20 protein-coding genes are annotated in these 22,745 nt (G+C 61.0%); 8 read left to right on the forward strand and 12 right to left on the reverse strand.

Annotated elements, in window-relative coordinates; translation table 11 throughout:
* Positions 1-10: 10 nt before the first annotated feature.
* The 6 genes from hfq to AC0IW7_RS06985 all read right to left on the reverse strand — a co-directional run bounded on the left by hfq (position 11) and on the right by AC0IW7_RS06985 (position 6,645).
* Positions 11-271, reverse strand: coding sequence for an RNA chaperone Hfq (hfq, locus tag AC0IW7_RS06960; protein ID WP_108097895.1), 261 nt, complete (start codon positions 269-271; stop codon positions 11-13).
* Positions 272-364: 93 nt separating this feature from the next.
* Positions 365-1,339 carry a tRNA (adenosine(37)-N6)-dimethylallyltransferase MiaA gene (gene miaA, locus AC0IW7_RS06965; RefSeq protein WP_471816661.1) on the reverse strand — a complete coding sequence of 325 codons (975 nt, stop codon included), beginning with the start codon at positions 1,337-1,339 and terminating at the stop codon, positions 365-367.
* A 12-nt stretch (positions 1,340-1,351) separates the two neighbouring features.
* Positions 1,352-3,253: a DNA mismatch repair endonuclease MutL gene (gene mutL, locus AC0IW7_RS06970; RefSeq protein ID WP_471816662.1), complete on the reverse strand. Its 1,902-nt coding sequence runs from the start codon at positions 3,251-3,253 to the stop codon at positions 1,352-1,354.
* Entirely contained in the window at positions 3,250-4,680 is a 1,431-nt protein-coding gene (locus tag AC0IW7_RS06975) for an N-acetylmuramoyl-L-alanine amidase (RefSeq protein ID WP_463384061.1), read from the reverse strand. The genes mutL and AC0IW7_RS06975 overlap by 4 nt, the downstream gene beginning before the upstream one ends.
* 4 nt (positions 4,681-4,684) lie before the next feature.
* Positions 4,685-5,167 (reverse strand): tRNA (adenosine(37)-N6)-threonylcarbamoyltransferase complex ATPase subunit type 1 TsaE, encoded by a 483-nt coding sequence (tsaE, locus tag AC0IW7_RS06980; protein ID WP_471816664.1) that lies wholly within the window; start codon positions 5,165-5,167, stop codon positions 4,685-4,687.
* Complete coding sequence (locus tag AC0IW7_RS06985) at positions 5,155-6,645, reverse strand: NAD(P)H-hydrate dehydratase (RefSeq protein ID WP_471817008.1); 1,491 nt, start codon at positions 6,643-6,645, stop codon at positions 5,155-5,157. Before AC0IW7_RS06985 ends, tsaE begins: the two co-directional genes overlap by 13 nt.
* A gap of 71 nt (positions 6,646-6,716) precedes the next feature.
* On the opposite strand from AC0IW7_RS06985, the gene queG reads away from it, so the two are divergent.
* Positions 6,717-7,778: a tRNA epoxyqueuosine(34) reductase QueG gene (queG, locus tag AC0IW7_RS06990; RefSeq protein ID WP_471816665.1), complete on the forward strand. Its 1,062-nt coding sequence runs from the start codon at positions 6,717-6,719 to the stop codon at positions 7,776-7,778.
* Positions 7,779-8,319: 541 nt separating this feature from the next.
* Here queG and orn read toward each other — a convergent pair.
* The gene (orn, locus tag AC0IW7_RS06995; protein WP_471816667.1) at positions 8,320-8,865 is read right to left on the reverse strand and encodes an oligoribonuclease; all 546 of its coding nucleotides are present in this window, start codon (positions 8,863-8,865) and stop codon (positions 8,320-8,322) included.
* Positions 8,866-9,017: 152 nt separating this feature from the next.
* Here orn and rsgA point away from each other — a divergent pair, with 152 nt between their 5' ends.
* Positions 9,018-10,049, forward strand: coding sequence for a small ribosomal subunit biogenesis GTPase RsgA (rsgA, locus tag AC0IW7_RS07000; RefSeq protein WP_471816669.1), 1,032 nt, complete (start codon positions 9,018-9,020; stop codon positions 10,047-10,049).
* Between the two features lie 48 nt (positions 10,050-10,097).
* On the opposite strand, the gene motB is transcribed toward rsgA, so the two are convergent.
* Positions 10,098-11,159 carry a flagellar motor protein MotB gene (gene motB, locus AC0IW7_RS07005; RefSeq protein ID WP_471816671.1) on the reverse strand — a complete coding sequence of 354 codons (1,062 nt, stop codon included), beginning with the start codon at positions 11,157-11,159 and terminating at the stop codon, positions 10,098-10,100.
* A 3-nt stretch (positions 11,160-11,162) separates the two neighbouring features.
* Positions 11,163-12,014, reverse strand: a complete 852-nt coding sequence (gene motA, locus AC0IW7_RS07010; protein ID WP_110615721.1) for a flagellar motor stator protein MotA — start codon at positions 12,012-12,014, stop codon at positions 11,163-11,165.
* Positions 12,015-12,144: 130 nt separating this feature from the next.
* On the opposite strand from motA, the gene AC0IW7_RS07015 reads away from it, so the two are divergent.
* From AC0IW7_RS07015 to AC0IW7_RS07035, 5 genes are all read left to right on the forward strand, one after another.
* A complete protein-coding gene (locus AC0IW7_RS07015; RefSeq protein WP_471816673.1) occupies positions 12,145-13,665 on the forward strand; it encodes an HDOD domain-containing protein in 1,521 nt (506 codons plus the stop codon).
* 49 nt (positions 13,666-13,714) lie between these two features.
* Entirely contained in the window at positions 13,715-14,533 is an 819-nt protein-coding gene (locus AC0IW7_RS07020; RefSeq protein ID WP_471816675.1) for a rhodanese-like domain-containing protein, read from the forward strand.
* 34 nt (positions 14,534-14,567) lie between these two features.
* The gene (asd, locus tag AC0IW7_RS07025) at positions 14,568-15,425 is read left to right on the forward strand and encodes an archaetidylserine decarboxylase (RefSeq protein ID WP_471816677.1); all 858 of its coding nucleotides are present in this window, start codon (positions 14,568-14,570) and stop codon (positions 15,423-15,425) included.
* Positions 15,426-15,653: 228 nt separating this feature from the next.
* Positions 15,654-17,468 (forward strand): molecular chaperone, encoded by a 1,815-nt coding sequence (locus tag AC0IW7_RS07030; RefSeq protein WP_471816679.1) that lies wholly within the window; start codon positions 15,654-15,656, stop codon positions 17,466-17,468.
* Between the two features lie 64 nt (positions 17,469-17,532).
* Complete coding sequence (locus AC0IW7_RS07035; RefSeq protein WP_471816681.1) at positions 17,533-19,602, forward strand: EAL domain-containing protein; 2,070 nt, start codon at positions 17,533-17,535, stop codon at positions 19,600-19,602.
* A gap of 144 nt (positions 19,603-19,746) precedes the next feature.
* Here AC0IW7_RS07035 and secB read toward each other — a convergent pair whose 3' ends face one another.
* From secB to AC0IW7_RS07050, 3 genes are read right to left on the reverse strand one after another with little or no spacing between them, the layout of a single operon-like run.
* Positions 19,747-20,235: a protein-export chaperone SecB gene (gene secB / locus AC0IW7_RS07040; RefSeq protein WP_122451596.1), complete on the reverse strand. Its 489-nt coding sequence runs from the start codon at positions 20,233-20,235 to the stop codon at positions 19,747-19,749.
* 47 nt (positions 20,236-20,282) lie between these two features.
* Complete coding sequence (gene grxC / locus AC0IW7_RS07045; RefSeq protein ID WP_471816683.1) at positions 20,283-20,537, reverse strand: glutaredoxin 3; 255 nt, start codon at positions 20,535-20,537, stop codon at positions 20,283-20,285.
* A gap of 1 nt (position 20,538) precedes the next feature.
* Positions 20,539-20,952, reverse strand: coding sequence for a rhodanese-like domain-containing protein (locus tag AC0IW7_RS07050; protein WP_471816685.1), 414 nt, complete (start codon positions 20,950-20,952; stop codon positions 20,539-20,541).
* A gap of 209 nt (positions 20,953-21,161) precedes the next feature.
* Between AC0IW7_RS07050 and gpmI the strand changes: the two genes are divergently transcribed.
* Positions 21,162-22,697: a 2,3-bisphosphoglycerate-independent phosphoglycerate mutase gene (gene gpmI, locus AC0IW7_RS07055; RefSeq protein WP_471816687.1), complete on the forward strand. Its 1,536-nt coding sequence runs from the start codon at positions 21,162-21,164 to the stop codon at positions 22,695-22,697.
* Positions 22,698-22,745 lie beyond the last annotated feature (48 nt).

Below are 22,745 nucleotides of genomic sequence, written 5' to 3' on the forward strand. Positions count from 1 at the left end.
CAGACTCCTATCAGGCGTTACCTGGTTCTGCTTCGACTTGCTCGCCTTCTGTCGCGCTAGGCAGACGAACCGGACGGCTCGGTACCACGGTGGAGATGGCGTGCTTGTAGACCATTTGGCTGACAGTGTTCTTCAGCAAAATAACAAACTGGTCGAAGGATTCGATCTGGCCTTGCAGCTTGATGCCGTTAACCAAATAAATTGAAACCGGTACGCGTTCCTTACGCAGGGTATTGAGGTAAGGGTCTTGTAGCGAATGCCCTTTTGACATGTGCCGCACTCCTTTGGAGATCGATAGTTATAGTATGGAAAGTGGTGGACTTCGCCGCAGTACCCCCAAGGATAGACGGCTATAAGCAAGGTCTCAGTCCAATATGGAGACCGACTTCAAGTATTTCAAGGTGCGCGGTAGATTGTCGCAAGCCAGACTGTCTAGCCAGTGCAGATTGGACCATCCGCGCAACCAGGTGAACTGTCTTTTGGCTAATTGACGGGTGGCGATAATGCCACGCTCGACCATTTGCTCTCGCGTCAGGCTGCCGTCGAGGTAATCCCAAACCTGTCGATAACCCACAGCCCGTATAGACGGCAATCCCACGTGCAGGTCACCTCTATTTCGCAGGTTTTCGACCTCTTCGACAAAGCCCTGTTCCATCATGGCCACAAATCTTTCGGCAATGCGCGCGTGCAGTACGTGGCGCTCTGCCGGTGCGATGGCCAAACTGGCGACAGTATAGGGGAATTGCGAGCCCCCAGCTGTGCTAGAACCGCCGTTTTGAGCGGCTTGACGCTCTCGATGCGACGTCATGGTCTGACCGCTGACCAAATACACTTCCAGCGCGCGTGACAGTCGCTGCGGGTCGTTTGGGTGAATTCGCGCCGCCGACTGCGGGTCTACCGCCGCCAATTCGCGGTGCAATACATCCCAACCGTGCGCTGCGGCGCGCTGTTCCAGCTGCGCACGAACGGCCGCATCGGCGGGCGGCATATCCGCCAAGCCATCTTGAAGCGCCTTGTAATACAACATGGTGCCGCCCACTAGGAGCGGAATCCGGCCCCGCGCCGTGATGTCAGCCATCGCCGCAAGGGCATCGGCGCAAAAGTCTGCTGCCGAATAGGGCTCAGACGGGTCGCGGATATCGATAAGCCGGTGCGGATACTGGGCCAGCAGCGCTTTGGACGGCTTGGCCGTGCCGATATCCATGCCGCGATACACCAGCGCCGAGTCGACGCTGATCAACTCGCAAGGCAAATGCTTGCTCAGCTCAATGGCCAGGTCGGTCTTGCCGGCGGCCGTCGGCCCCATCAAAAAAATCGCCGGAGGCAGGCGACTGGACATAACGAAGGTCCTTTAGCGGCCGCGCATGAAGAGTTTGTCGAGATCGTCCATGCCCAGCTGCGTCCAGGTCGGCCGACCGTGGTTGCACTGCCCACTACGCTCGGTGCTTTCCATATCCCGCAGCAGACCGTTCATTTCCGGAATAGTCAGACGCCGATTGGCGCGCACCGCACCGTGGCAGGCCATGGTGCCCAACAGCTCGTTGAGATGGGCCTGAATACGGTCACTGGTGCCGTATTCCATCAGATCAGCGACTACGTCATGCACCAGTCGATTGGCCTCAGCCTGCTTGAGCAACGCCGGTATCTGGCGAATCGCCAGGGTTTCCGGGCCAAGCCGCTGCAGTTCAAAGCCCAGACGCTGGAACCACACCGCGTGCTCTTCGGCGCAGTCCGCTTCACGCTGGCTCACGGCAATCGATTCAGGCACCAGCAACGGTTGCCCGCTCAAGCCTTCGCTGGCCATGGCGATTTTCAGGCGCTCATAAGTGATGCGTTCATGGGCCGCATGCATGTCGACCAGCACCATGCCGATGGCGTTCTCGGCGAGGATGTACACGCCTTTAAGCTGCGCCAACGCATAGCCCAACGGCGGAATGTCGCCTTGGTTTTCCGGCAAGGCCGTTGGCGCGCCGCCGGCAGCCAGCGGAGCGAAATAGTCGCGATACACGCCCTGGGTTTCTGCCGCAGGAAGGCCTTGCGAGGGACGCGGCGCCTGATAGCCGCCCTGATACCCACTGCCCGGCGCACGCCAGACGTTGTCGGATGCCGGACGCTCCAACACATTCGCCGACAGGCTCATCTCATTTTGCGGACCGAACTCCCCCGCCGCCTGCCCGGTAGGCCGCAGCATGCCGGCCACCGCTGCCGGTGCGGCCAGTTGGTCTTCCGGGCGAACCTCACCCAGCGCGCGGTGCAAGGTGCCATATAGAAAGTCATGCACCATGCGCCCATCACGGAACCGCACTTCATGCTTGGTCGGGTGCACGTTGACGTCGACCACCGACGGATCAATTTCGAGGAACAGAACAAACGTCGGATGACGACCGTTGAACAGCACGTCTCGATACGCCTGGCGTACCGCATGGGCGACCAGCTTGTCGCGCACCGCCCGGCCGTTCACATAGAAATATTGCAGGTCGGCCTGGCTACGGGAGAACGTGGGCAGCCCAACCCAGCCCCACATGCGTAAACCGTTGCGCTCGATTTCGATTGGCAGCGCCTGCTCCAAAAATGCCGGGCCACACACCGCCGCAACTCGGCGAGCGCGTGCGGCCTCGTCATGGGCTTCGTGCAGAGCGAGCACGCTTTTGCCGTTATGGCGCAGATGAAACGCCACGTCGAAACGCGCCAATGCCAGGCGTTTGACCACCTCTTGAAGATGGTCGAATTCGGTTTTTTCCGCCTTGAGAAACTTGCGCCGCGCTGGGGTGTTGAAGAACAGGTCGCGTACTTCCACCGAGGTGCCGACCGGATGAGCCGCCGGCTGTACGCGGGGCGCCATGTCGCGGCCTTCGGTTTCAACCTGCCAGGCTTGCTCGGCATTTGCCGTGCGAGACGTGAGGGTCAAGCGCGCTACAGAACTGATGGAGGCCAGCGCCTCACCGCGAAAGCCCATGCTCATGACGCTTTCGAGGTCTTCAAGCTCACGAATCTTGCTGGTCGCGTGACGCGCCAGTGCGAGCGGCAAGTCGTCGGCAGCGATACCACTGCCGTCGTCGCGCACGCGCAAAAGCTTGGTTCCGCCCAATTCGGCATCGACATCAATACGCGATGCGCCAGAGTCGAGGCTGTTTTCCAGCAGCTCTTTGATCACCGAGGCCGGACGTTCAACCACCTCGCCAGCAGCGATCTGGTTCGCCAGCCGAGGGCTCAGCAGCTCGATACGCGCTTGCGTCAACTCCGCCACCGTCATGGCTGCGCCGCCAAAGCCGTCGGTGGAATTTGCAGATGCTGGCCAACTTTCAGGGAATCGGTTTTCAAATTGTTGGCCGAGCGAATCGCGGCCTGCGTCACCTGATAACGCTGGGCAATCATCGCCAGGCTTTCACCGGGGGTCACCAGATGGTCACGCGGGCCGGGGGCGATCTTGCCGGAGTCACGCATCCAGGCAATGTAGGTGCCCGGTGGCGGGTTCTGTTGGAAGAACTGGCGCACGCCGCTGGAGATCGAGCGCGCCAGCGATTGCTGGTGGCTGCCGCTGGCCAGTTTCAAGGATTCATTCGGGTTGGAAATAAACCCGGTCTCTACCAGGATGGAAGGAATATCCGGAGACTTCAGCACCATAAACCCGGCCTGTTCAACGCGGCGCTTGTGCAGTGAGGTCACGCTGCCAAGGTTGGTGAGCACCTTCTGGCCGACGTTGAGGCTGGAGGACAGCGACGCCGTCATCGACAAATCGAGCAGCACACCGGCCAGCATCGGATCTTTGTCGTCGAGGCTGACGTTGCCCGCGCCACCGATCAAGTCGGAGCGGTTTTCACTGTCGGCAAGCCAGCGCGCCGTTTCCGAGGTGGCGCCGCGATCTGACAGGGCGAACACCGAAGCACCGAACGCGGACTTGCTCGGCGCGGCGTCAGCGTGAATCGACACAAACAGGTCGGCGCCCTTCTTGCGGGCGATCTCGGTGCGTTTGCGCAGCGGAATAAAGTAGTCGCCGGTGCGCACCAGCTCGGCGCGGTAGCCTTTGGTGCCGTTGATTTGGCGTTGTAGCTCGCGGGCGATGCCCAGCACCACATCCTTCTCACGAGCACCACGCGGGCCGAGGGCGCCGGGGTCTTCGCCGCCGTGACCCGCGTCGATAGCGATAACGATGTCGCGCTTGCCGCTTGGGTCCGGCGGCGTCAGCTTGGGCAGCGGCTGGGTCGGCGTTACCGGCACCTGCGGCGCGGCAGCGGTGGTGGTCGACGGCAGGCTTGGGGAACTGTCGGCGCCTTGGTCGAACAGGTCGACTACCAGACGGTCACCGTACTGCTGGTTCGGCGCCAGGCTAAAGCTCTTGGGCGTGACCGGGGAGGACAGGTCAATAACGATGCGCAGGTCGGTGGGCGAACGCTGCGCCGAACGCACGCTGGTGATCGGCGTATTGGCAATCGACAGTTGTTCTAGCTTGGTCGCCAGCGTCGCGCCGTTTACGTCAATCACGATGCGGTTGGGTGAAGTCAGGGTGAAGACGCTATGGGTAACCGGACCTGAAAGGTCGAACACCAGGCGGGTGTTATCCGGGGCGCGCCACAGCCGCACGCTTTTGATATCGGCCGCAGCCACTAAATCGGCAGCCAATACGGCAAGCAGCACAGCAACCCCGGTAACTAGCGCGCGCATGCGCATACCCAACCCCACTCTCTTATTCATGCTTTTCGTATTTGGCTAAGGCGGCACACCAGGCCTCGCCCAATCCGTTGTGCGGCGTAAAACGCAGCAGGCGCCCGCTCTTGTGGGGGCTAATGGTAATGTCCATGTCCGCCTTTGGCAAAACGCCAACACCGCGCTGCGGCCATTCGATCAGGCACAGGGCATCGCCTTCGAAGTAATCGCGAATGCCCAGAAACTCTAGCTCTTCGGGATCGACGAGGCGGTAAAGGTCAAAGTGAAAGGCGCGAACCTCGCCCAGCTCATAGGGTTCGACCAGCGTGAACGTCGGACTTTTCACCGCACCGGTATGACCCAGCCCGCGAATAATGCCGCGCGACAGCGTGGTCTTGCCCGCGCCCAAGTCGCCATGCAGGTAAATGATGCCGCGCCCGCCGGTGACCTCCGCGATTCGCGCACCCAGCTCCAGCATCGACGCTTCGTCTGCTTTATAGATATCCACACTCACATCAGACATGGCGACTGTTCCTGCAAAAGCTGACGAATTACCGCAATTAAATCACTGGCGGCCAGACCGCGGCCCTGCTCGCCCAATTGCTCACCGGCGCGGGCGTGTAGCCACACTGCCAAGCACGCGGCATCGAACGCCAACATACCCTGAGCCAACAGTGCGCCGACGACTCCGGCCAGCACATCGCCCAAGCCTGAGCCGGCCATCGCCGGGTGGCCGTGATCGCAAACACATAGCCGCCCATCCGGCGAGGCGACCAAACTACCTGCGCCTTTGAGCACCGCTACGGTCGCAAAGTTTTTCGCCAAAGCACGCGCCGCTGCTGGCCGGTCGGCCTGCACCTGGGCAGTGGAGATACCGAGCAGGCGCGCCGCTTCACCTGGGTGCGGCGTGATCACACTGTTGGCAGGAAGCACTGCAGGCTTGTGCGCCAACAGATTGAGTGCATCGGCATCCCACACTTGCGGCAAATCGGCATGGCGGGCGACGGAAAACAAACTGCGCCCCCAGGCTTCCTGCCCTAAGCCGGGGCCCACGACCAATACTTTGGCGCGCTGACTAAGCGCCGTTAACTGATTGGCCGAGCTGATGCCCGCGCACATGATTTCCGGGCGACGCACCAGCGCGGACGACACATGCTCCGGGCGCGTTGCCAAGGAAACCAGGCCGGCGCCGCAGCGCAAGGTGCTCTCGGCGGCAAGCAAGGCGGCGCCGCCAAAGCCACGATCGCCACCGACCACCAGCACATGACCGAACTGACCTTTGTGCGCGGTCGCCGAGCGAGGCGCCAGATGCGCGAGGGTGGCAGCGCTTAGCCGCTGGGCCACATAAGCCGTTTCGGCGACCAACTTCGGCTCGGCGCGCAGGTCATCGAACACCAACTCACCGACCAGCGCCGGCGCTTCGCCAGTGAACAGCCCGACTTTCAATGCAATAAAGGTGACGGTGAGGTCGGCGCGCACGGCCTCGCCCAGCGCGGTTCCGGTGTTGGCACACAGCCCCGACGGCACATCCAGCGCCAGCACCGGCAGACCGCTGGCATTGATTGCGCTGATCACGTCGGCATAGGGAGCCCGAACCTCGTCGGTTAGCCCCGTGCCAAGCAAGCCATCGACCACAACGCCGGCCAATGGCGCATCGGCGTGCCACGGTTGCGCCGTTATCCCGGCCTGCTTGGCTTCAGCGTAAGCAGAGGCGGCATCGCCAACCAGTCGCGCCGTATCGCCGACGGCATACAGATGAACCTGCCACCCGGCACGCTGGGCCAGGGCCGCGAGCAGATACGCGTCGCCGGCATTGTTGCCATGCCCCGCCACTACCGTGACTTCATTCACCTGCGGCCAGCGCTGACGCAACGCTCGCCAAGCACCATGGGCGGCACGCCCCATCAATTCAAAGCCGGGCGTGCCGGCCGCAATAAGGCGGGCGTCGAGATCACGTACCTGGGCGGCACTGTGCAAAGCGGTGGGGAGGGTGTCGTTGATAGGCGGCATGCGTCAGTCGGCTCGGATGTCTGGCAGAATTATACGCACCTCTGCCTTAGTTGCCTGCGCCCATGTCCAACCCTGCCCTTGATGTTGCCAGCCTCGCCCAGTCGATCAAAGACTGGGGGCGCGAGCTTGGCTTTCAGCAAGTCGGCATCGCCGGGCTGGACCTGGGCGAGCATGAAGCGCACCTGGAGCGCTGGTTGGCGGCGGGCTACCACGGCGAGATGGACTACATGGGCGCCCATGGCAGCAAACGCTCGCACCCCGAACAGTTAGTGCCCGGCACCTTGCGCGTGGTCTCGCTGCGGATGGACTACCTGCCCGGCGACACGCTGATGGCGCAGCGTCTGGGCCAACCGGAAACCGCTTATGTGTCGCGCTACGCACTGGGCCGCGACTACCACAAGCTTATTCGCAAACGCCTGCAGCAACTGGCCGAACGCATTCAGCAAACCATCGGCCCGTTCGGCTACCGCGCATTTGTCGACAGCGCGCCGGTGCTGGAAAAAGCCATCGCCGAGCAGGCCGGGCTTGGCTGGATCGGCAAGAACACCTTGGTCCTGAACCGCAAGGCCGGCAGCTACTTTTTCCTGGGCGAGCTATTTGTCGACTTGCCGCTGCCGGTCGATGCATCTCACACCAGCGAACACTGCGGTCGCTGCACCGCTTGCCTGGATATCTGCCCGACCAACGCCTTTGTCGGCCCGTATGTGCTTGACGCCCGCCGCTGCATTTCTTACCTGACCATCGAGCTGAAAGGTCCGATTCCTGCCGACCTGCGCCCCCTGATCGGCAACCGGGTGTTTGGCTGCGATGACTGCCAGATCGTCTGCCCCTGGAACCGTTTCGCCAAGCCGACTGAACAGAGCGACTTCGCCCCGCGCCACAGCCTCGACAACGCGCAACTGGCTGAACTGTTTCGCTGGAACGAAGAAGAATTTCTGAGCCGTACCGAAGGTTCGCCCTTGCGGCGTGCGGGTTACGAGCGCTGGTTGCGCAACTTAGCGGTAGGACTGGGCAATGCACCGTCGAGCATTCCGGTTATCGAAGCGCTGGAGCTGCGCCGGGAGGATGCGTCAGACATGGTGCGCGAGCACGTGCAGTGGGCGTTGGCGCGGCACGGCCGCTAGCGCGTTTGGTTTCTGTAGGAGCGGCTTTAGCCGCGATGCTCTTGAGGGCAAAAAGCATCGCGGCTAATCGGAATGCCGCCCAGCCGCTCCTACAGGCTACCTAGCATCAGCCCACCCCCGTCGTCCTCGCGAAAGCGGGGACCCAGAATGCCGGAACGGACGATGAACGCCTGAACGACTCTGGATTCCCGCCTACGCGGGAATGACGGTGTAAGTCCCTAACTGCGCAGTTTGGTTTCTGGAGGAGCGGCTGGGCCACCTAGCATCAGCCCACCCCCGTGGTTCTCGCGAAAGCGGGGACCCAGAATGCCGGAACGGGCGATGAATGCCTGAACGACTCTGGATTCCCGCCTACGCGGGAATGACGGTGTAAGTCCCTAGCTGCGCAGTTTGGTTTCTGGAGGAGCGGCTGGGCCACCTAGTATCAGCCCCCCCGTCGTCTTCGCGAAAGCGGGGACCCAGAATGCCGGAACGGGCGATGAATGCCTGAACGACGCTGGATTCCCGCCTACGCGGGAATGACGAGGTGAGTCCAAGTGCATCAAAACTGCTTAATAAAATGCTCGCGGTAGTACTTCAGCTCGGCAATCGAGTCGTAGATGTCGTCTAGCGCCAAGTGGCTGCCCTTTTTGCTGAAGCCATCACGAATCTGCGGCGCCCAGCGAACCACCAACTCTTTCAGGGTCGACACGTCGAGGTAGCGGTAGTGAAAGTACGCTTCCAGGTTCGGCATGTAGCGGTAGAGGAAGCGGCGGTCCTGGCCGATGCTGTTGCCGCAGATGGGCGACTTGCCTTTGGGTACCCACTGCTCCAAAAACGCGATGGTCTGGGCTTCGGCTTCCTGGGCGCTGATTTTGCTGTCGCGCACGCGCTGGGTCAGGCCGCTTTCGCCGTGGGTGCGGGTGCACCATTCGTCCATGGCCGCCAAGGTTTCATCACTCTGATGCACCGCAATCACCGGCCCTTCGGCCAGCACGTTGAGGTTGCTGTCGGTGACGATGGTGGCCATTTCAATGATTACGTCGGTTTCAGGATCCAGGCCGGTCATTTCCAGGTCGATCCAAATAAGATTCTGCGGGTTTTGCATGGTGCGGCTCCTCTGCGTAGCTGCCCAGTTTAGCTCAGCCATGGCGCGCGGCGGCGATCTCGGGCGGCGTGCTAAACTCGCCGGCCATCTGCATCGTTGCAGGCAGCGCAGCTCGCGCTCGCCAATTTGTTGCTTATTTAATCGGAAGTCCCATGGCCAAACGCCAGCTCAACCGTCGTCAAAATTGGCGCATCGAGAAGATTCAAGGCGAGCGCGCCGCCCGCGCCGCCAAGCGGGAGTCGCAATCACTGGAGGCACTGGAAGGCGGCGATCTCGGCCCCGAGCAGGTGGGCCTGGTGATTGCGCACTTCGGCGTGCAAGTTGAAGTCGAGGCGCGTGACGGCGAATTGGCCGGACAGGTTTTCCGCTGCCACCTACGGGCCAACCTGCCAACGCTGGTGACCGGCGACCAAGTGGTGTGGCGCGCGGGCAACCAAGGCATCGGCGTGATCGTGGCGCAATTGCCCCGTCACACCGAACTGTGCCGGCCCGACACCCGCGGTCAGCTGAAGCCCGTGGCCGCTAACGTCGACCTGATCGTTATCGTCTTCGCGCCGCTACCCGAACCTCACGCCAACCTCATCGACCGCTATTTAGTAGCAGCCGAACACGCCGGCATCCGGCCGTTGCTGCTGCTCAACAAAGCCGACCTGATCGATGACAAAAACGCCGTAGCGCTCAACGCGCTGCTCGGCGTATATCGGCAGTTGGGCTACCCGCTGCTGGAAGTCTCCGCCCATCACGGCAACGGCATGCAGCTGTTGCAGGCTGAGCTGGATGGACATGTGAGCGTGTTTGTGGGGCAGTCGGGCGTGGGCAAGTCGTCGCTGGTCAACAGCTTGCTGCCGGAAGTCGACACCCGCGTCGGCCCGCTGTCCGAGCTGACTGGCAAGGGCACGCACACCACGACCACGGCGCGCTTGTTCCACTTCCCCAACGGCGGCGAGTTGATCGACTCCCCGGGCATTCGCGAATTTGGTTTGGTGCATGTCAGCCGCGATGACGTCGAAGCCGGCTTTATCGAGTTCCACGACTTGCTAGGCCAATGCCGCTTCCGCGACTGCAAGCACGACCGCGAACCGGGCTGCGCACTGCTCAAAGCGCTTGAAGACGGGCGCATTCAGCCGCAGCGAATGGCGAGCTACCGGCACATCCTCTCGACTCTTCCCGAGTCGGATTACTGAAACTAAAAGGCCGCGTCGATACGCGGCCTTTTACGTTGGACTCGGCACTCAGTTCTCGCGCGCCTGATCCACGCGCAAGGCACCGTTATCAAACACGTTGAGCTTTTCGCGAAATTGCTCTGGCGAGGTTTGCGCGCCGGGCGCGGTTCCGGTTGGCGCGGGAGAGGCGCCTGGCGCCGGCGCTGCGCCGGGTGCGGCCGGAGCGCCTTCGACTGGCGGCGCCTCACCCTCTTCACCGCCCTGCTCGCCTTCAATAGCGCGCTGAGCCTTTTTGGTCAGCACGATGATGTCGATCCGACGATTCACCGGGTTCATCGGGTCTTCGCGATCAAACAGCGCCGAGGAGGCGTAGCCGACCACGCGGGCGATTTGCTCTTCCGGGTAACTGCCTGCCACCAACGTGCGCCGCGCCGCGTTGGCGCGCTCGGCCGACAGCTCCCAGTTGCCGTAATCACCACGACCTACAAACGGTTTGGCATCGGTGTGGCCGCTGACGCTGATCTTGTTGGGCACCGCCTTGATGGTGTCCGCCATGGCGATGAGGATGTCCTCGAAGTACGTTTGCAAACGGGCGCTGCCGCTGTCGAACATCGGGCGATTGGCGGCGTCCATGATCTGAATACGCAATCCGTCCTGGGTGATCTCGAACAGGATCTGATCCTTGAAGCGCTGCAACTGCGGGTTCTCGTTAACCTTGTTTTGCAGTTCTTGCAGCAGCAGTTCCAGGCGCTCTTTTTCCAGTTTTTCGGCGATGTTTTCCGCTTGCGTTTCGCTCGGAGAAATATCGCTTTCGGTATCGGACGCGGTGTCGGTGGCGGCCTTGGCGTCTTTCACGTCGGGATTGAGCGTTTTGTCCGGCGCCGGCGTTGGCGTGCCGCCCAGGTCAATCACATAGGGGCTGGCGCTTTCACTAAAACCGACGGGGTCCTGGAAATAACCGGAGATGGCCTTCTTCTGCTCCGGCGTGGCAGAGGACATCAGCCACAGCACCAGGAAGAACGCCATCATGGCAACGGCGAAGTCCGCGAACGCAATTTTCCATGCGCCACCGTGGTGGCCGGCGGCAAATTTCTTGACGCGCTTAACGATGATGGGTTGGTTGTTGTCCATCTATCAGCGACCGCGAATCGCTTGTTCCAGCTCGCTGAAACTGGGTCGATGCGCCGGGAACAACACCTTACGACCGAACTCCACCGCCAACGACGGCGGCATGCCCGAGGCCGATGCAACCAAAGAAGCCTTGATGGCTTCGTACACGTTCAGCTCTTCCTTGGCATCGTGCTCAAGGCAAGTGGCCAATGGCCCGAAGAAGCCATAGGCCGCGAGAATACCGAGGAACGTACCCACCAGCGCCGCGCCCACGTGTTGGCCCAAGGCCGATTGCTCGACCTGCCCCAACAGGGCCATGGTCACCACGATACCGAGTACCGCTGCCACGATACCGAAACCGGGCAAGCCGTCGGCGATACGGGTTACGGCGTGGGAGTTGTGTTCGAGTTCTTCTTTAAGGCTGCCCAGTTCCATGTCGAACAGGCCTTCAAGTTCATGCGGGGCCATGTTGCCGGACGACATGATGCGCAAGTAGTCGCAGACAAAAGCAGTCATGCCGGCGTCTTTGAGCAGGCCTGGGTATTTGCTGAAAATGGCACTGGCGGCGGGGTCTTCGACGTCGGCCTCGATGGCCATCATGCCTTCGCGGCGGCTTTTGTTGAGGATCTCGTAGAGCATGCTCAACACTTCAAGATAGAACGCGTGGGTGAAGCGGTTGCCGAACATTTTCAGTGCTTTTTTGAACACTGACATGAACGTGCTGCCGGGGTTGGCTTGGAGAAATGCACCCAGTGCCGCGCCGCCAATGATCATCACCTCGAAAGGCTGAATAAGCGCCGCGATCTTGCCGTGGGACAAAATGTACCCGCCCAGTACCGAAGCGAACACAACAATGATGCCGATGATTTTTGCCATAGAGGATTACTTAGAAAGTCAGGAAGACGCAGCCAATGAGAAGGGCATAAAAATCACCCCTTCTAATTATCGGAACTTATACGCCAGACTATAGCCAGTTAAGGTTAAAAGCCAATGGGCTCACAACAACATGCCGACCTTGCCACCCGTACCATCAAGCCTGAAAACCTGGCTTAAGCACCTCGACAATGTGCGTCTGCCAATACTGGCGACGACCCATGAACGGGTTCGGCGTTCCCTGCTCAATAGCAGCAGTTCGTTGCGCGATGTCGCCAATGTGATCGAAGCGAGCCCCTCGCTTGCCCTGTTGGTTTTGCGTGAAGCCAACCGCAGCAACAACAGCTTGAGCGAGCCGGCGGAGAGTCTCGAAATAGCCATCACGCGCCTGGGTTTGAAGCGCACCGAAGACCTTCTAAATATGTTGCCGGTGATTGCCGAGGAAAAAATCCCCAAGGCACTGCGACAAATCCAGCTCATCAGTCAGCATGCTTCGCAGCAGGCCAGCGGTTTGTTTGCCAATCGCCTGGCACGGCTGTGGCAGGAAATTCACTGGAGCAGTCTGCTCTTTCTGTCGCCACTCTGGCCGTTGGCTGCGGCGCATCCCGGGCTGGTGGATAAATGGGAACAGCGGGTGCTCGGCAAGGGCGAGCCGACCCACAAGGTCGAGCGCGAACTGTTCGGCGTCACGCTACCGACGCTCTGCCTGGCACTCGCTGAGCAGTGGCGCCTGCCGGAATGGATCATCCAGGCGTATCGCCTGCTCGCGACCGATCGCCGCCTGCTGGCGAAAGCGCTGCACATCGCGCGCAATAATGAAGAGCCGCTGCACCAGCAACAATTACTCGACGCCGACCCGGCGCTGTCGCGTTGGCTGACGCATCCGGGCAACACCATTTTATTCGCCAATGCTTTAGCGCTGAGCTCCCACCAAGCCTGGGAGTGCCCGCACAGCCTGCGCTGGCAGCGCATCACTGCGCTTTATTTGCAGCTGCCGCTGGCAGACCTGCAGCAACTGACGCACCAACAAGCAGTCACCAGTGCGCGGCAATTTCCCGGAACCGATTTATGGCACCCGGCTCATGCCCTGCTTTGGCCGTGGAATGCCCGTCACCTGCAAGCCATAGCTGAACCCGCGCCGCCGCCGAAGGACACCTCCCCCGCGTGGCAACAATACTGCCGCGAGCTGCTGCGCGAACCGAGCGCCTTCGCCAACCTGCTGCAACTGACCGCCTGCATTCGCGACGCGCTGGACGCTTGCGGCATGAGCCGTGCGCTGGTGTTGTTGGCTGATAAAACGCAAACGCGCCTGGTGACGCAACAGATCGTCGGCCTGCCGAAAGAAGCGCAAGCGCTGACTCTCGATGCCACGCAGAGCCAAGTGCTCAAACGCTTGCTGTCACAACCGGGGCAACTGCGCCTGAGCCCGGACAACATCGCGCAATTCTCGGCCTTGTTGCCCGGCACCTTGAAAGCCCTGTTTCCCGGCGAGCACACCCTGCTGCGCTCGCTGGCCAACAACGGCAAGGTGGTCATGATTCTGGTGGTCGACCAGCAAGGCACGCCACTGAGCGAACCGTGCGTGCAGGCGTTTGGCAAAATATCGCAATGCATCGAGCGCGCCCTGGCCAGCTTTGCCAAACGCGGGCGCTAACCTTTCCGCTACAATTTGCCCCCTTATTCATTTGGCCCGGAGGCCATGCATGTCTGCCTTCACTGGTTTGCCGCTGGTCATCGAACCCGCTGAACTCGCCTCGCGCCTGAATGCTCCCGAGCTGATTCTGGTCGACCTCACCAGCGCCGCCCGCTACGCCCAAGGGCACATTCCGGGCGCGCGCTTCGTCGACCCCAAACGCACGCAACTTGGCCAACCACCCGCGCCAGGCCTGCTGCCAGAACCCGCGCAGCTGCAAGCGCTGTTCGCCGAACTGGGGCACAACCCCGACGCCGTTTATGTGGTGTATGACGATGAAGGCGGCGGCTGGGCCGGACGTTTCATCTGGTTGCTGGATGTGATCGGCCATGGCCACTACCACTACCTCGACGGCGGCCTGCTGGCCTGGCAATCGGAAGCGCTTGAACTCAGCACCGACACCCCGGCGCCGACCACACAAGCGCCGGTTGCCGTGCAGATTCACGAGGCCCCAACCGCCACCCGCGAGTACCTGCAAAGCCGCCTGGGCAGTGACGATCTCGGCATCTGGGACGCCCGCGCGCCGTCGGAATACCGCGGCGAGAAAGTTGTCGCAGCACGCGGCGGCCACATTCCAGGCGCGGTGAATTTCGAATGGACCGCCGGCATGGACCAGGCCCGCGCCCTGCGCATTCGCCAGGATATGCCAGCCATTTTGGAAAGCCTCGGTCTGAGCAAAGACAAGGAAATCATCACCCACTGCCAAACCCATCACCGCTCCGGCTTCACCTATCTGGTGGCCAAGGCGCTGGGCTATCCGCGAGTGAAGGCATACGCCGGCTCTTGGGGCGAGTGGGGCAATCTGCCGGATACGCCAATCGAGGTGTAAACCTCGGCTACTTATTCAACGTTTAGGAACATCCATGAAAGATCGTTTGTTTATCCTCAGCCAATACTTGCTGCCCCATCACCTGCTGTCGCGGGCCATTGGCTGCATTGCCGAATGCCGCGCTGAGTGGCTGAAAAATCCGCTCATCAAGTGGTTCGTCAAACAGTATCAAGTGGACATGAGCGAAGCGCAGGTCGAAGACCCGACCGCCTACGAAAACTTCAACGCCTTCTTCACTCGCGCGTTGAAAGACGGCGCACGGCCATTGGACGAAACCCCTGGCGCGGTGCTCTGCCCCGCCGACGGCGCGGTCAGCCAACTGGGCCCGATTGAACACGGCCGTCTGTTCCAAGCTAAAGGCCATAGCTTCAGCGCCGTGGAACTGCTGGGCGGCGATGCCGAACGCGCGGCGCCGTTCATGGGCGGCGAGTTCGCCACCATTTATCTGTCGCCCAAGGATTACCACCGCGTGCACATGCCGTTGGCCGGCACGCTGAAGGAAATGGTTTACGTGCCGGGGCGACTGTTCTCGGTTAACCAAACGACGGCGGAAAATGTGCCGGAGTTGTTTGCACGCAATGAGCGTTTAGTCTGCATTTTCGACACCGAGCGCGGCCCCATGGCGGTGGTGCTGGTGGGCGCGATGATCGTTGCGGCCATCGAAACGGTGTGGGCCGGCCAGGTTGCGCCACCGACACGCCTGCTGAAAACCACCCGCTATGACGCAGCGGCGCGCGGCCCCATTGAACTGGCAAAAGGCGCTGAACTGGGCCGCTTCAAGCTGGGCTCCACGGCCATCGTGCTGTTCGGGCCGAACCAGGTTAAGTGGGCCGAACATATGGTTGCCGGCAGCGCAACGCGCATGGGCGAGCGCCTGGCCGACGCGCGCTGAAATGCGTGCACGGCACGAGCCCCGTGCAGTGCCGTTGAACATCTGAGTCCGGCTTGAGGTCCTACGCTTTACAAACCTCGACCGGCAAAGGCAAATCGCCATCTTGGCCATACCCCCGATTGGCTGCGGGTATGGCAAGATGCTGCTAGAGTTCGGAAAACCGACATTCAGATCGACTCGCCACGCCACCGTGCGCAGGAGTGTCCAGCCAGATGGATTACGAGTTACATGGATAAACAGAATCCCCACCTGCTGCTACGTGTACCGACGCCAAACCAGCAGAAACTTTCGTTCTGTGACTCCAGCCCTCGCGATCTCAAACGCTGGATCGCCGGCCTGCCGAAGGCCAATTTGGGCGAAACAGCCCGCCAGCTTTATCAATGCCTGGTCGAGCTCAACCAACTGATCACCCCTGCTGAAAACCGCCTGCAGTTGCTTGAACTGTTGCGCGCTGAAGTCTATTTCGTCAGCAAGCACCTGGAACGTCACTTCCTCAACCAAGCCATCGTGCTGGATGAGCGTCCGCGCAAAGTGGCCAACCTTTGCCAGGCCCTGGAAAACCATCTCGCGGCCGGCTACAAACTGATCGTCTCCCAGGAAGCGCCGCGCAATAGCCGCGAGCGCAGCCAGATGCAGCTGCTGACCATCGCCATTCAACGCGCCTGCCATTGCTTGTGCGGCCCGCTGATTCGCGCGAGCCAGTTGTATTGCCCGGTGCCCGAGGGGCTCTGGCTAGAACTGCACAAGCTCTACCAAATTGCCCAGAACAGTGCGCTGCAAACCATCGTCGTGCGCGACGACATGGCGCTGCACACCAAAGGGCTGAGCGTTGAACAGACCTACCTGATCGCCTTGCTGCTGGGCTGCGCGCGCACCAACCAGATGCGCCAGAACGGCATCGCCAAGCTGGCCGAAGTACTTGGTGCGTGGAGTTCGCTGGTGCACCTTCAGGCGGCCGACGAACCCGGCAGTCTGTTCGCCGTGCCTTCCCAGGTGGACGGCCCGCCGCGCTACAAATCGCTGTTCCAGGACAACGAACTGCAAAGCTTGCTTGGCATTGATCCGCAGCCTTTGGTGGATGCGATCAAAGAGCACCTGATGATGGAGCCCGAGAGCCGTGCGGCGTCGCGCTTGCTGGTGCCCGAAGGCATGAGCATCGACCTGCTGCAACACCTCGGCTCGGCCTGGGGCGACATCGCCGAACGCACCTTCCAACGCAACGCCGGCCACGGCAGCTTGCGACTGTGCCTGGGCATGAGCGCTTTGCATTTTTTCCTGGCCGGCGGCAAGCCGTTCAACGAAGTGCTCAAGCGCCAGGAAGAACGTCAGACCGCCAGTTTCAAAGCCGTTAATGCCGACGCCAAAGACATCTGGCGCAATGCCTTCGACGCGCAAGCCAACGTGGATTGGAACGGTGGCCTGCCCCACGAAGAAATCCAATACCAACGGCCGGCGGGTGAAGCCGAGTCCGCCACAGGCTCTGCGGAAAACAACTACGCGACCTTCGAGCTTCCTATCGTCAACCACAGCCCCGGCGGCTATTGCCTGAGTTGGCCGAAAGAAGTGCCCAGCCAGCTGCAAGCCGGCGAGCTGCTCGGTGTGCAAGACTCACCCGAGCAGAGCTGGAGCGTGGCGTTGGTGCGCTGGATTCGCCAAGTGCGCGGTGGCGGCACGCAAATGGGCATTGAGCTCATCGCACCGCACGCCCAGCCGTGCGGCCTGCAACTGCTGCGTAAAGCGGATCAGAACAGCCAATACCTGCGTGCGCTACTGCTGCCCGAAATCAGCGCTATTTCGCGCCCCGCCACTGTCATTACAGCCCGCTTGCCATTCCAGGAAGGCAACAAGGTGCAGATCAATCTGAACGGTGAAGAACGCCGCGCGGTGCTGAGTCGTAAACAAACCAGTACCGGCAGTTTTAACCAGTTCGAGTACCGCGTTGTAGAGCAGGCGCCCCCCGAACAAGGGAAGCCGGTCACACCGCCGAAAACCCAAAGCGCGGGCGGCGAGGAAGACTTTGACTCACTTTGGAAGTCACTGTAGATTGCGCCGCACACCCCCTTTTGTCGCCTTTTCGCGCCCGTTCGGCGCAGTCTAAGCACACGCCATGGCCATCGAAAAGAAAACCATCCGGCTGCTGATTCTCGAGGACTCGCAGAACGAGGCCGAGCGTCTCGTCAGCCTGTTCCGCAATGCCGGTCGCGCCACGCGCGTGCACCGTCTGACCTCCAGTGACGACTTGGCTACAGCACTCCAGCAGAGCTGGGATTTGCTGATTGCCGCGCCGAGCAGTGAAAACCTTGAGCCCAGCGAAGCGATCAATGCGATTCGCCGTCAGGCCAAAGATATTCCGCTGATTCAGCTCACCGCTGACAACGACCCTGACGCCATCACCGAAGCCCTCGCGCTCGGCGCGCAAGACGCCTTGCCGCAAGGTGAAGACGAGCGCCTGATTCTGGTCGCCAACCGTGAGCTGGCCAACCTCGAAGAACGTCGTGGCCGCCGCGTCGCGGAAATTGCCCTGCGCGAAGCCGAGAAACGCTGCCAGTTGCTGCTCGACAGCTCGGTGGATGCCATCACCTACGTTCACGACGGCATGCACATTTACGCCAACCGCGCGTACTTGAAGCTGTTCGACTACGAAGATGCCGACGAGCTCGAAGGCATGCCGATGATCGACCTGATCTCCGGCTGCGATCACGCCAATTTCAAAGACTTTCTCAAGAACTACCAAAGCGCTGAAGGCAGTGCCGAGCTGACCTGCAGCGGCGTAAAAGCCAACGGTCAGACGTTCCAGGCGCGCATGAGTTTCTCGCCCGCCACCTACGACAGCGAACCCTGCATTCAGGTGGTGATCCGCGCCGAAACCGGCAACGCCGAGCTGGAAGAGAAGCTGCGTGAAATCAGCAGCCAGGATCTGGTCACCGGCCTGTTCAACCGCAGCCATTTCATCGAGCTGATGGACGCCGCCGCCGAGCGCGCGGTAAACGCCGGCCAACCGGGCACGCTCAGCTATATTCGCGTCGACCGCTACAGCAACCTGCTGGCGGAAACCGGGCTGGCGGGCATCGACCTGCTGCTCACTGATCTGGCCAACCTGCTGCGCGAGCACTTCAGCGACGACTCGCAACTGGCCCGCTTCGGTGATGACGTATTCACCGTATTGCAACCGGGCAAGACCCCGGAACAGGCGCAAGGCGAGCTTGCCGCTCTGCTGAAGAAAGTGGAAGGACACATGTTCGACGTCAGCGGCCGCACCGTGCAGACGAGCCTGTCTATCGGCGTCGCTGGCCTCAACGAGAAGACTCCAAAAGCTCAGGAAGTCATCGACCGCGCCCACCGCTGCGCCGATGAGCTGGGTGATGGCAATGCCATAAAACTGTACAACCCAGCTCAGGAATTGGCCGCTGCGGCGAATCGCGGCAATATCGTCGCCATGGTTCAGCAGGCGCTGGAAAACAACAGCTTCCGCCTGCTGTTCCAGCCGATTATCAGCCTGCGCGGCGACAGCAATGAGCACTACGAAGTGCTGTTGCGTCTGCTCAACCCGCAAGGCGTTGAAGTGCCGCCCGGCGAATTCCTCGAAGCGGCGCGCGACGCGGGCCTGGCCGAGAAGATTGATCGCTGGGTAATTCTCAACTCCATCAAGCTGCTCGCCGACCACCGCTCAAAAGGCCACAACACCTGCCTGTTCGTGCACCTGTCGCAAGCCAGCGTGCAAGACCAGACGCTGCTGCCGTGGCTGAGCGTGGCGCTCAAAGCCGCCCGCTTGCCGTCCGATGCGCTGGCCTTCCAGCTCAGCGAGCCGGATGCCACCACCTACCTGAAACAGGCCAAGGCGCTGACTCAGGGGCTGGCGGAACTGCATTGCAAGGTTGCCCTCAGCCAGTTCGGCTGTGCGCTCAACCCGTTCAACACGCTGAAGCACCTGAGCGTCGACTTCGTCAAAGTAGACGGTTCGTTCTCTCAAGACCTGAGCAACGCCGACGCTCAGGAAGCGCTGAAAACCCTGCTCAGCAGCCTCCACGCGCAAGCCAAGCTGACCATCGTGCCGTTCGTGGAAAGCGCCAGCGTGCTCGCCACTTTGTGGCAGGCGGGCGTGAACTACATCCAGGGTTACTACTTGCAGGGGCCGAGCCAGTCGATGGATTACGACTTCGCGGCGGGCGATGAGTAAATCTAAACAGCATCGCGGCTAAAGCCGCTCCTACAGGGAAACTTCGATTCCTGTGGGAGTTGCCGGTCCGATCGGCCTCGATGGTCTTGATCTGCTCAAACAAAAAAGGCGCCCCACGGGGCGCCTTTTTTGTATCGGCATCGCTTAGTGCTGAGCAGCACCAGCACCTTCGGCCTGCATACGCGCCAGTTCCTGGGCGTACAGGGCGTCGAAGTTAACCGGAGCCAGCATCAGCGCCGGAAACGACCCACGAACCACCAGGCTGTCCAGGGTTTCGCGCGCGTACGGGAACAGGATGTTCGGGCAGAAGGCACCGAGGGTGTGGCTCATGGACGCGGCGTCCAGGCCCTTGATCAGGAAGATACCGGCCTGCTGCACTTCAGCAATGAAGGCGGTTTCTTCGCCGGTTTTAACGGTAACCGACAGGGTCAACACCACTTCGTGGAAGTCGCCTTCCAAGGCCTTTTGGCGGGTGTTGAGGTCCATGGCAACGCTTGGCGCCCATTCCTGACGGAAGATTTCCGGGCTTTTCGGTGCTTCGAACGACAGGTCGCGCACGTAGATGCGTTGCAGCGAAAATTGTGGGTTTTCAGCGCCTTGAGCAGCGCCTTCGTTGGTCACTTGATCAGTCATGTGCAAAACCTTCTTATCGTTAAGTGCGTACAGATTCGTTCGGGGCGTTACCCCTTGAGCAGTGCGTCCAGCTTGCCGGCGCGCTCCAGGGCGTAAAGGTCGTCACAGCCACCGACGTGGGTGGCGCCGATCCAGATTTGCGGAACGGAGGTGGCGCGGGCTTTGCGGGTCATCTCAGCGCGCACATCGGGCTTGCCGTCGACGCTGATTTCCTCGAACGCCACACCTTTGTTGGTGAGCAACTGTTTGGCGCGGATGCAGTACGGGCACCAAGCGCTGGAATAAACGATGACGGCAGGCATATCACTTCACCACTGGCAGGTTTTCGCTGCGCCAGCTGGAGATTCCGCCAGACAGCTTGGCCGCATTGAAACCGAGTTTTTTCAGATCGCGGGCGACGGCGCCGGCGTGTTGGCCCAGGGCGTCGACCACGATGATGGTTTTCGCCTTGTACTTCTCCAGTTCGGCAACGCGAGTGGCCACTTTGTCGTACGGAATATTCACCGCGCCGACGATATGCCCAGTGGCGAAATCTTTGTTCGGGCGAACATCAAGCACGATGCCTTCGTCACAGTTGACCAGTGCAGTCAACTCGCGCGTGCTCAAGCTGGCGCCGCCTTTGCTCAATTCGGTGAAAATCAGTAACGCCAGCAACACCGCGAAAATACTGCTGAGCACGTAGTGGTTGGTAGCAAATTCAATCAGGTGAGCGAGCATCAATAAGTCCCAGAACGGCAAAATGTCGGCCAGTATACACAGCCCCCAAGGGTGGCCAAACCCCGTCCAGCGGTGACGTAGCCGCCAACTTCGCTTTAAAATGCCGAACCTTTTTAGCCTGACGGAAAACTAATACGCGGGTGAACAATCCTTCACCGCATTTCCTCAGGTAAAACCTCGATCTCCCATTGCCAAAAGCGAGCCGGATAATGACTGCCACGCCCAAACCACTGGTGCTAATCATCCTCGATGGCTTCGGTCACAGTGACAGCCCCGAGTCCAACGCCATTTATGCCGCAAACACCCCCGTCTACGACCATCTGCGTGCCACTCAGCCCAACGGGCTGATTTCCGGCAGCGGCATGGACGTCGGTTTGCCGGACGGCCAAATGGGCAATTCGGAAGTCGGCCACATGAACCTCGGCGCCGGCCGTGTGGTTTATCAAGACTTCACCCGCGTGACCAAAGCCATCCGTGACGGCGACTTCTTCAGCAATCCCGCCTTGGTCACCGCCGTCGACGCAGCGGTTAGCGCCGGCAAGGCTGTGCATATTCTTGGCCTATTGTCTGACGGCGGCGTTCATAGCCATCAAGACCACTTGGCGGCCATGGCCGAAATGGCGGCCCAGCGTGGCGCGGAAAAAATCTACCTGCACGCCTTCCTGGATGGCCGCGACACGCCGCCAAAAAGCGCCCAGCCTTCGTTGCAACTGATGGACGAAACTTTCGCCAAACTCGGTAAAGGTCGCACCGCTACGATTATTGGCCGCTACTTCGCCATGGACCGTGACAACCGCTGGGACCGTGTCGAGCAGGCTTACAGCCTGATCGTCGACAGCAAGGCCGAGTTCGAAGCGGCCAACGCTCAAGCCGCGCTCGAAGCGGCCTACGCCCGTGGCGAGAGCGACGAGTTCGTGAAGGCCACCCGCATTGGCGCGCCCGCCCAGGTTGAAGACGGCGACGCCGTGGTGTTTATGAACTTCCGCGCCGACCGCGCCCGCGAGCTGACGCGCGCGTTTGTCGAGCCAGACTTCGCTGACTTCGCCCGCGCCCGTGCGCCGGCGTTGGCCAGTTTCGTGATGCTCACGCAGTACGCGGCCAGCATCAAAGCGCCCATCGCCTTCGCTGCCAGCAGCCTGGACAACGTGCTCGGCGAATACCTGGCGAAGAATGGCAAAACCCAACTGCGCATCGCCGAAACCGAGAAATACGCCCACGTGACGTTCTTCTTCTCGGGAGGCCGTGAGGAACCGTTCGAAGGTGAAGAGCGCATTTTGATCCCGTCGCCCAAAGTAGCCACCTACGACTTGCAGCCGGAAATGAACGCGCCCATCGTCACCGACCGCATCGTTGAAGCCATCGAACAACAGCGCTACGACGTCATCGTGGTCAACTACGCCAACGGCGATATGGTCGGCCACACCGGCGTGTTCTCGGCGGCCGTAAAAGCGGTGGAATGCCTGGACGAATGCGTCGGTCGCATCGTCGCCGCGCTGGACAAAGTCGGTGGCGAAGCGCTGATTACTGCCGACCACGGCAACGTCGAGCAAATGGAAGACGAAAGTACCGGCCAGGCGCACACCGCGCATACCTGTGAGCCGGTGCCGTTCATTTACGTCGGCAAACGTGCGCTGACGATCCGTGAAGGCGGCGTGTTGGCAGACGTGGCGCCGACCATGCTGACGTTGATGGACTTGCCCAAGCCCGCAGAAATGACGGGGGAAAGCATCGTCGTATTGCAGTAACGGGGCTCGCTGGCGTCGCGTCGGTCGCCGACGCGACGCCAGCATCAG

The organism is Pseudomonas sp. AC229 (assembly GCF_979254655.1).

What these genes read in the sequence shown, in the direction of transcription:
- AC0IW7_RS07035 (WP_471816681.1), top strand. Translation starts at nt 17,533, where the DNA reads ATGGCCATCGAAAAGAAAACCATCCGGCTGCTGATTCTCGAGGACTCG.
- tsaE (WP_471816664.1), bottom strand. Translation starts at nt 5,167, where the DNA reads ATGTCTGATGTGAGTGTGGATATCTATAAAGCAGACGAAGCGTCGATG.
- mutL (WP_471816662.1), bottom strand. Translation starts at nt 3,253, where the DNA reads ATGACGGTGGCGGAGTTGACGCAAGCGCGTATCGAGCTGCTGAGCCCT.
- secB (WP_122451596.1), bottom strand. Translation starts at nt 20,235, where the DNA reads ATGACTGATCAAGTGACCAACGAAGGCGCTGCTCAAGGCGCTGAAAAC.
- rsgA (WP_471816669.1), top strand. Translation starts at nt 9,018, where the DNA reads ATGGCCAAACGCCAGCTCAACCGTCGTCAAAATTGGCGCATCGAGAAG.
- miaA (WP_471816661.1), bottom strand. Translation starts at nt 1,339, where the DNA reads ATGTCCAGTCGCCTGCCTCCGGCGATTTTTTTGATGGGGCCGACGGCC.
- motA (WP_110615721.1), bottom strand. Translation starts at nt 12,014, where the DNA reads ATGGCAAAAATCATCGGCATCATTGTTGTGTTCGCTTCGGTACTGGGC.
- AC0IW7_RS07020 (WP_471816675.1), top strand. Translation starts at nt 13,715, where the DNA reads ATGTCTGCCTTCACTGGTTTGCCGCTGGTCATCGAACCCGCTGAACTC.
- AC0IW7_RS07030 (WP_471816679.1), top strand. Translation starts at nt 15,654, where the DNA reads ATGGATAAACAGAATCCCCACCTGCTGCTACGTGTACCGACGCCAAAC.
- orn (WP_471816667.1), bottom strand. Translation starts at nt 8,865, where the DNA reads ATGCAAAACCCGCAGAATCTTATTTGGATCGACCTGGAAATGACCGGC.
- gpmI (WP_471816687.1), top strand. Translation starts at nt 21,162, where the DNA reads ATGACTGCCACGCCCAAACCACTGGTGCTAATCATCCTCGATGGCTTC.
- queG (WP_471816665.1), top strand. Translation starts at nt 6,717, where the DNA reads ATGTCCAACCCTGCCCTTGATGTTGCCAGCCTCGCCCAGTCGATCAAA.
- AC0IW7_RS07015 (WP_471816673.1), top strand. Translation starts at nt 12,145, where the DNA reads ATGCCGACCTTGCCACCCGTACCATCAAGCCTGAAAACCTGGCTTAAG.
- asd (WP_471816677.1), top strand. Translation starts at nt 14,568, where the DNA reads ATGAAAGATCGTTTGTTTATCCTCAGCCAATACTTGCTGCCCCATCAC.
- hfq (WP_108097895.1), bottom strand. Translation starts at nt 271, where the DNA reads ATGTCAAAAGGGCATTCGCTACAAGACCCTTACCTCAATACCCTGCGT.
- grxC (WP_471816683.1), bottom strand. Translation starts at nt 20,537, where the DNA reads ATGCCTGCCGTCATCGTTTATTCCAGCGCTTGGTGCCCGTACTGCATC.
- AC0IW7_RS07050 (WP_471816685.1), bottom strand. Translation starts at nt 20,952, where the DNA reads ATGCTCGCTCACCTGATTGAATTTGCTACCAACCACTACGTGCTCAGC.
- motB (WP_471816671.1), bottom strand. Translation starts at nt 11,159, where the DNA reads ATGGACAACAACCAACCCATCATCGTTAAGCGCGTCAAGAAATTTGCC.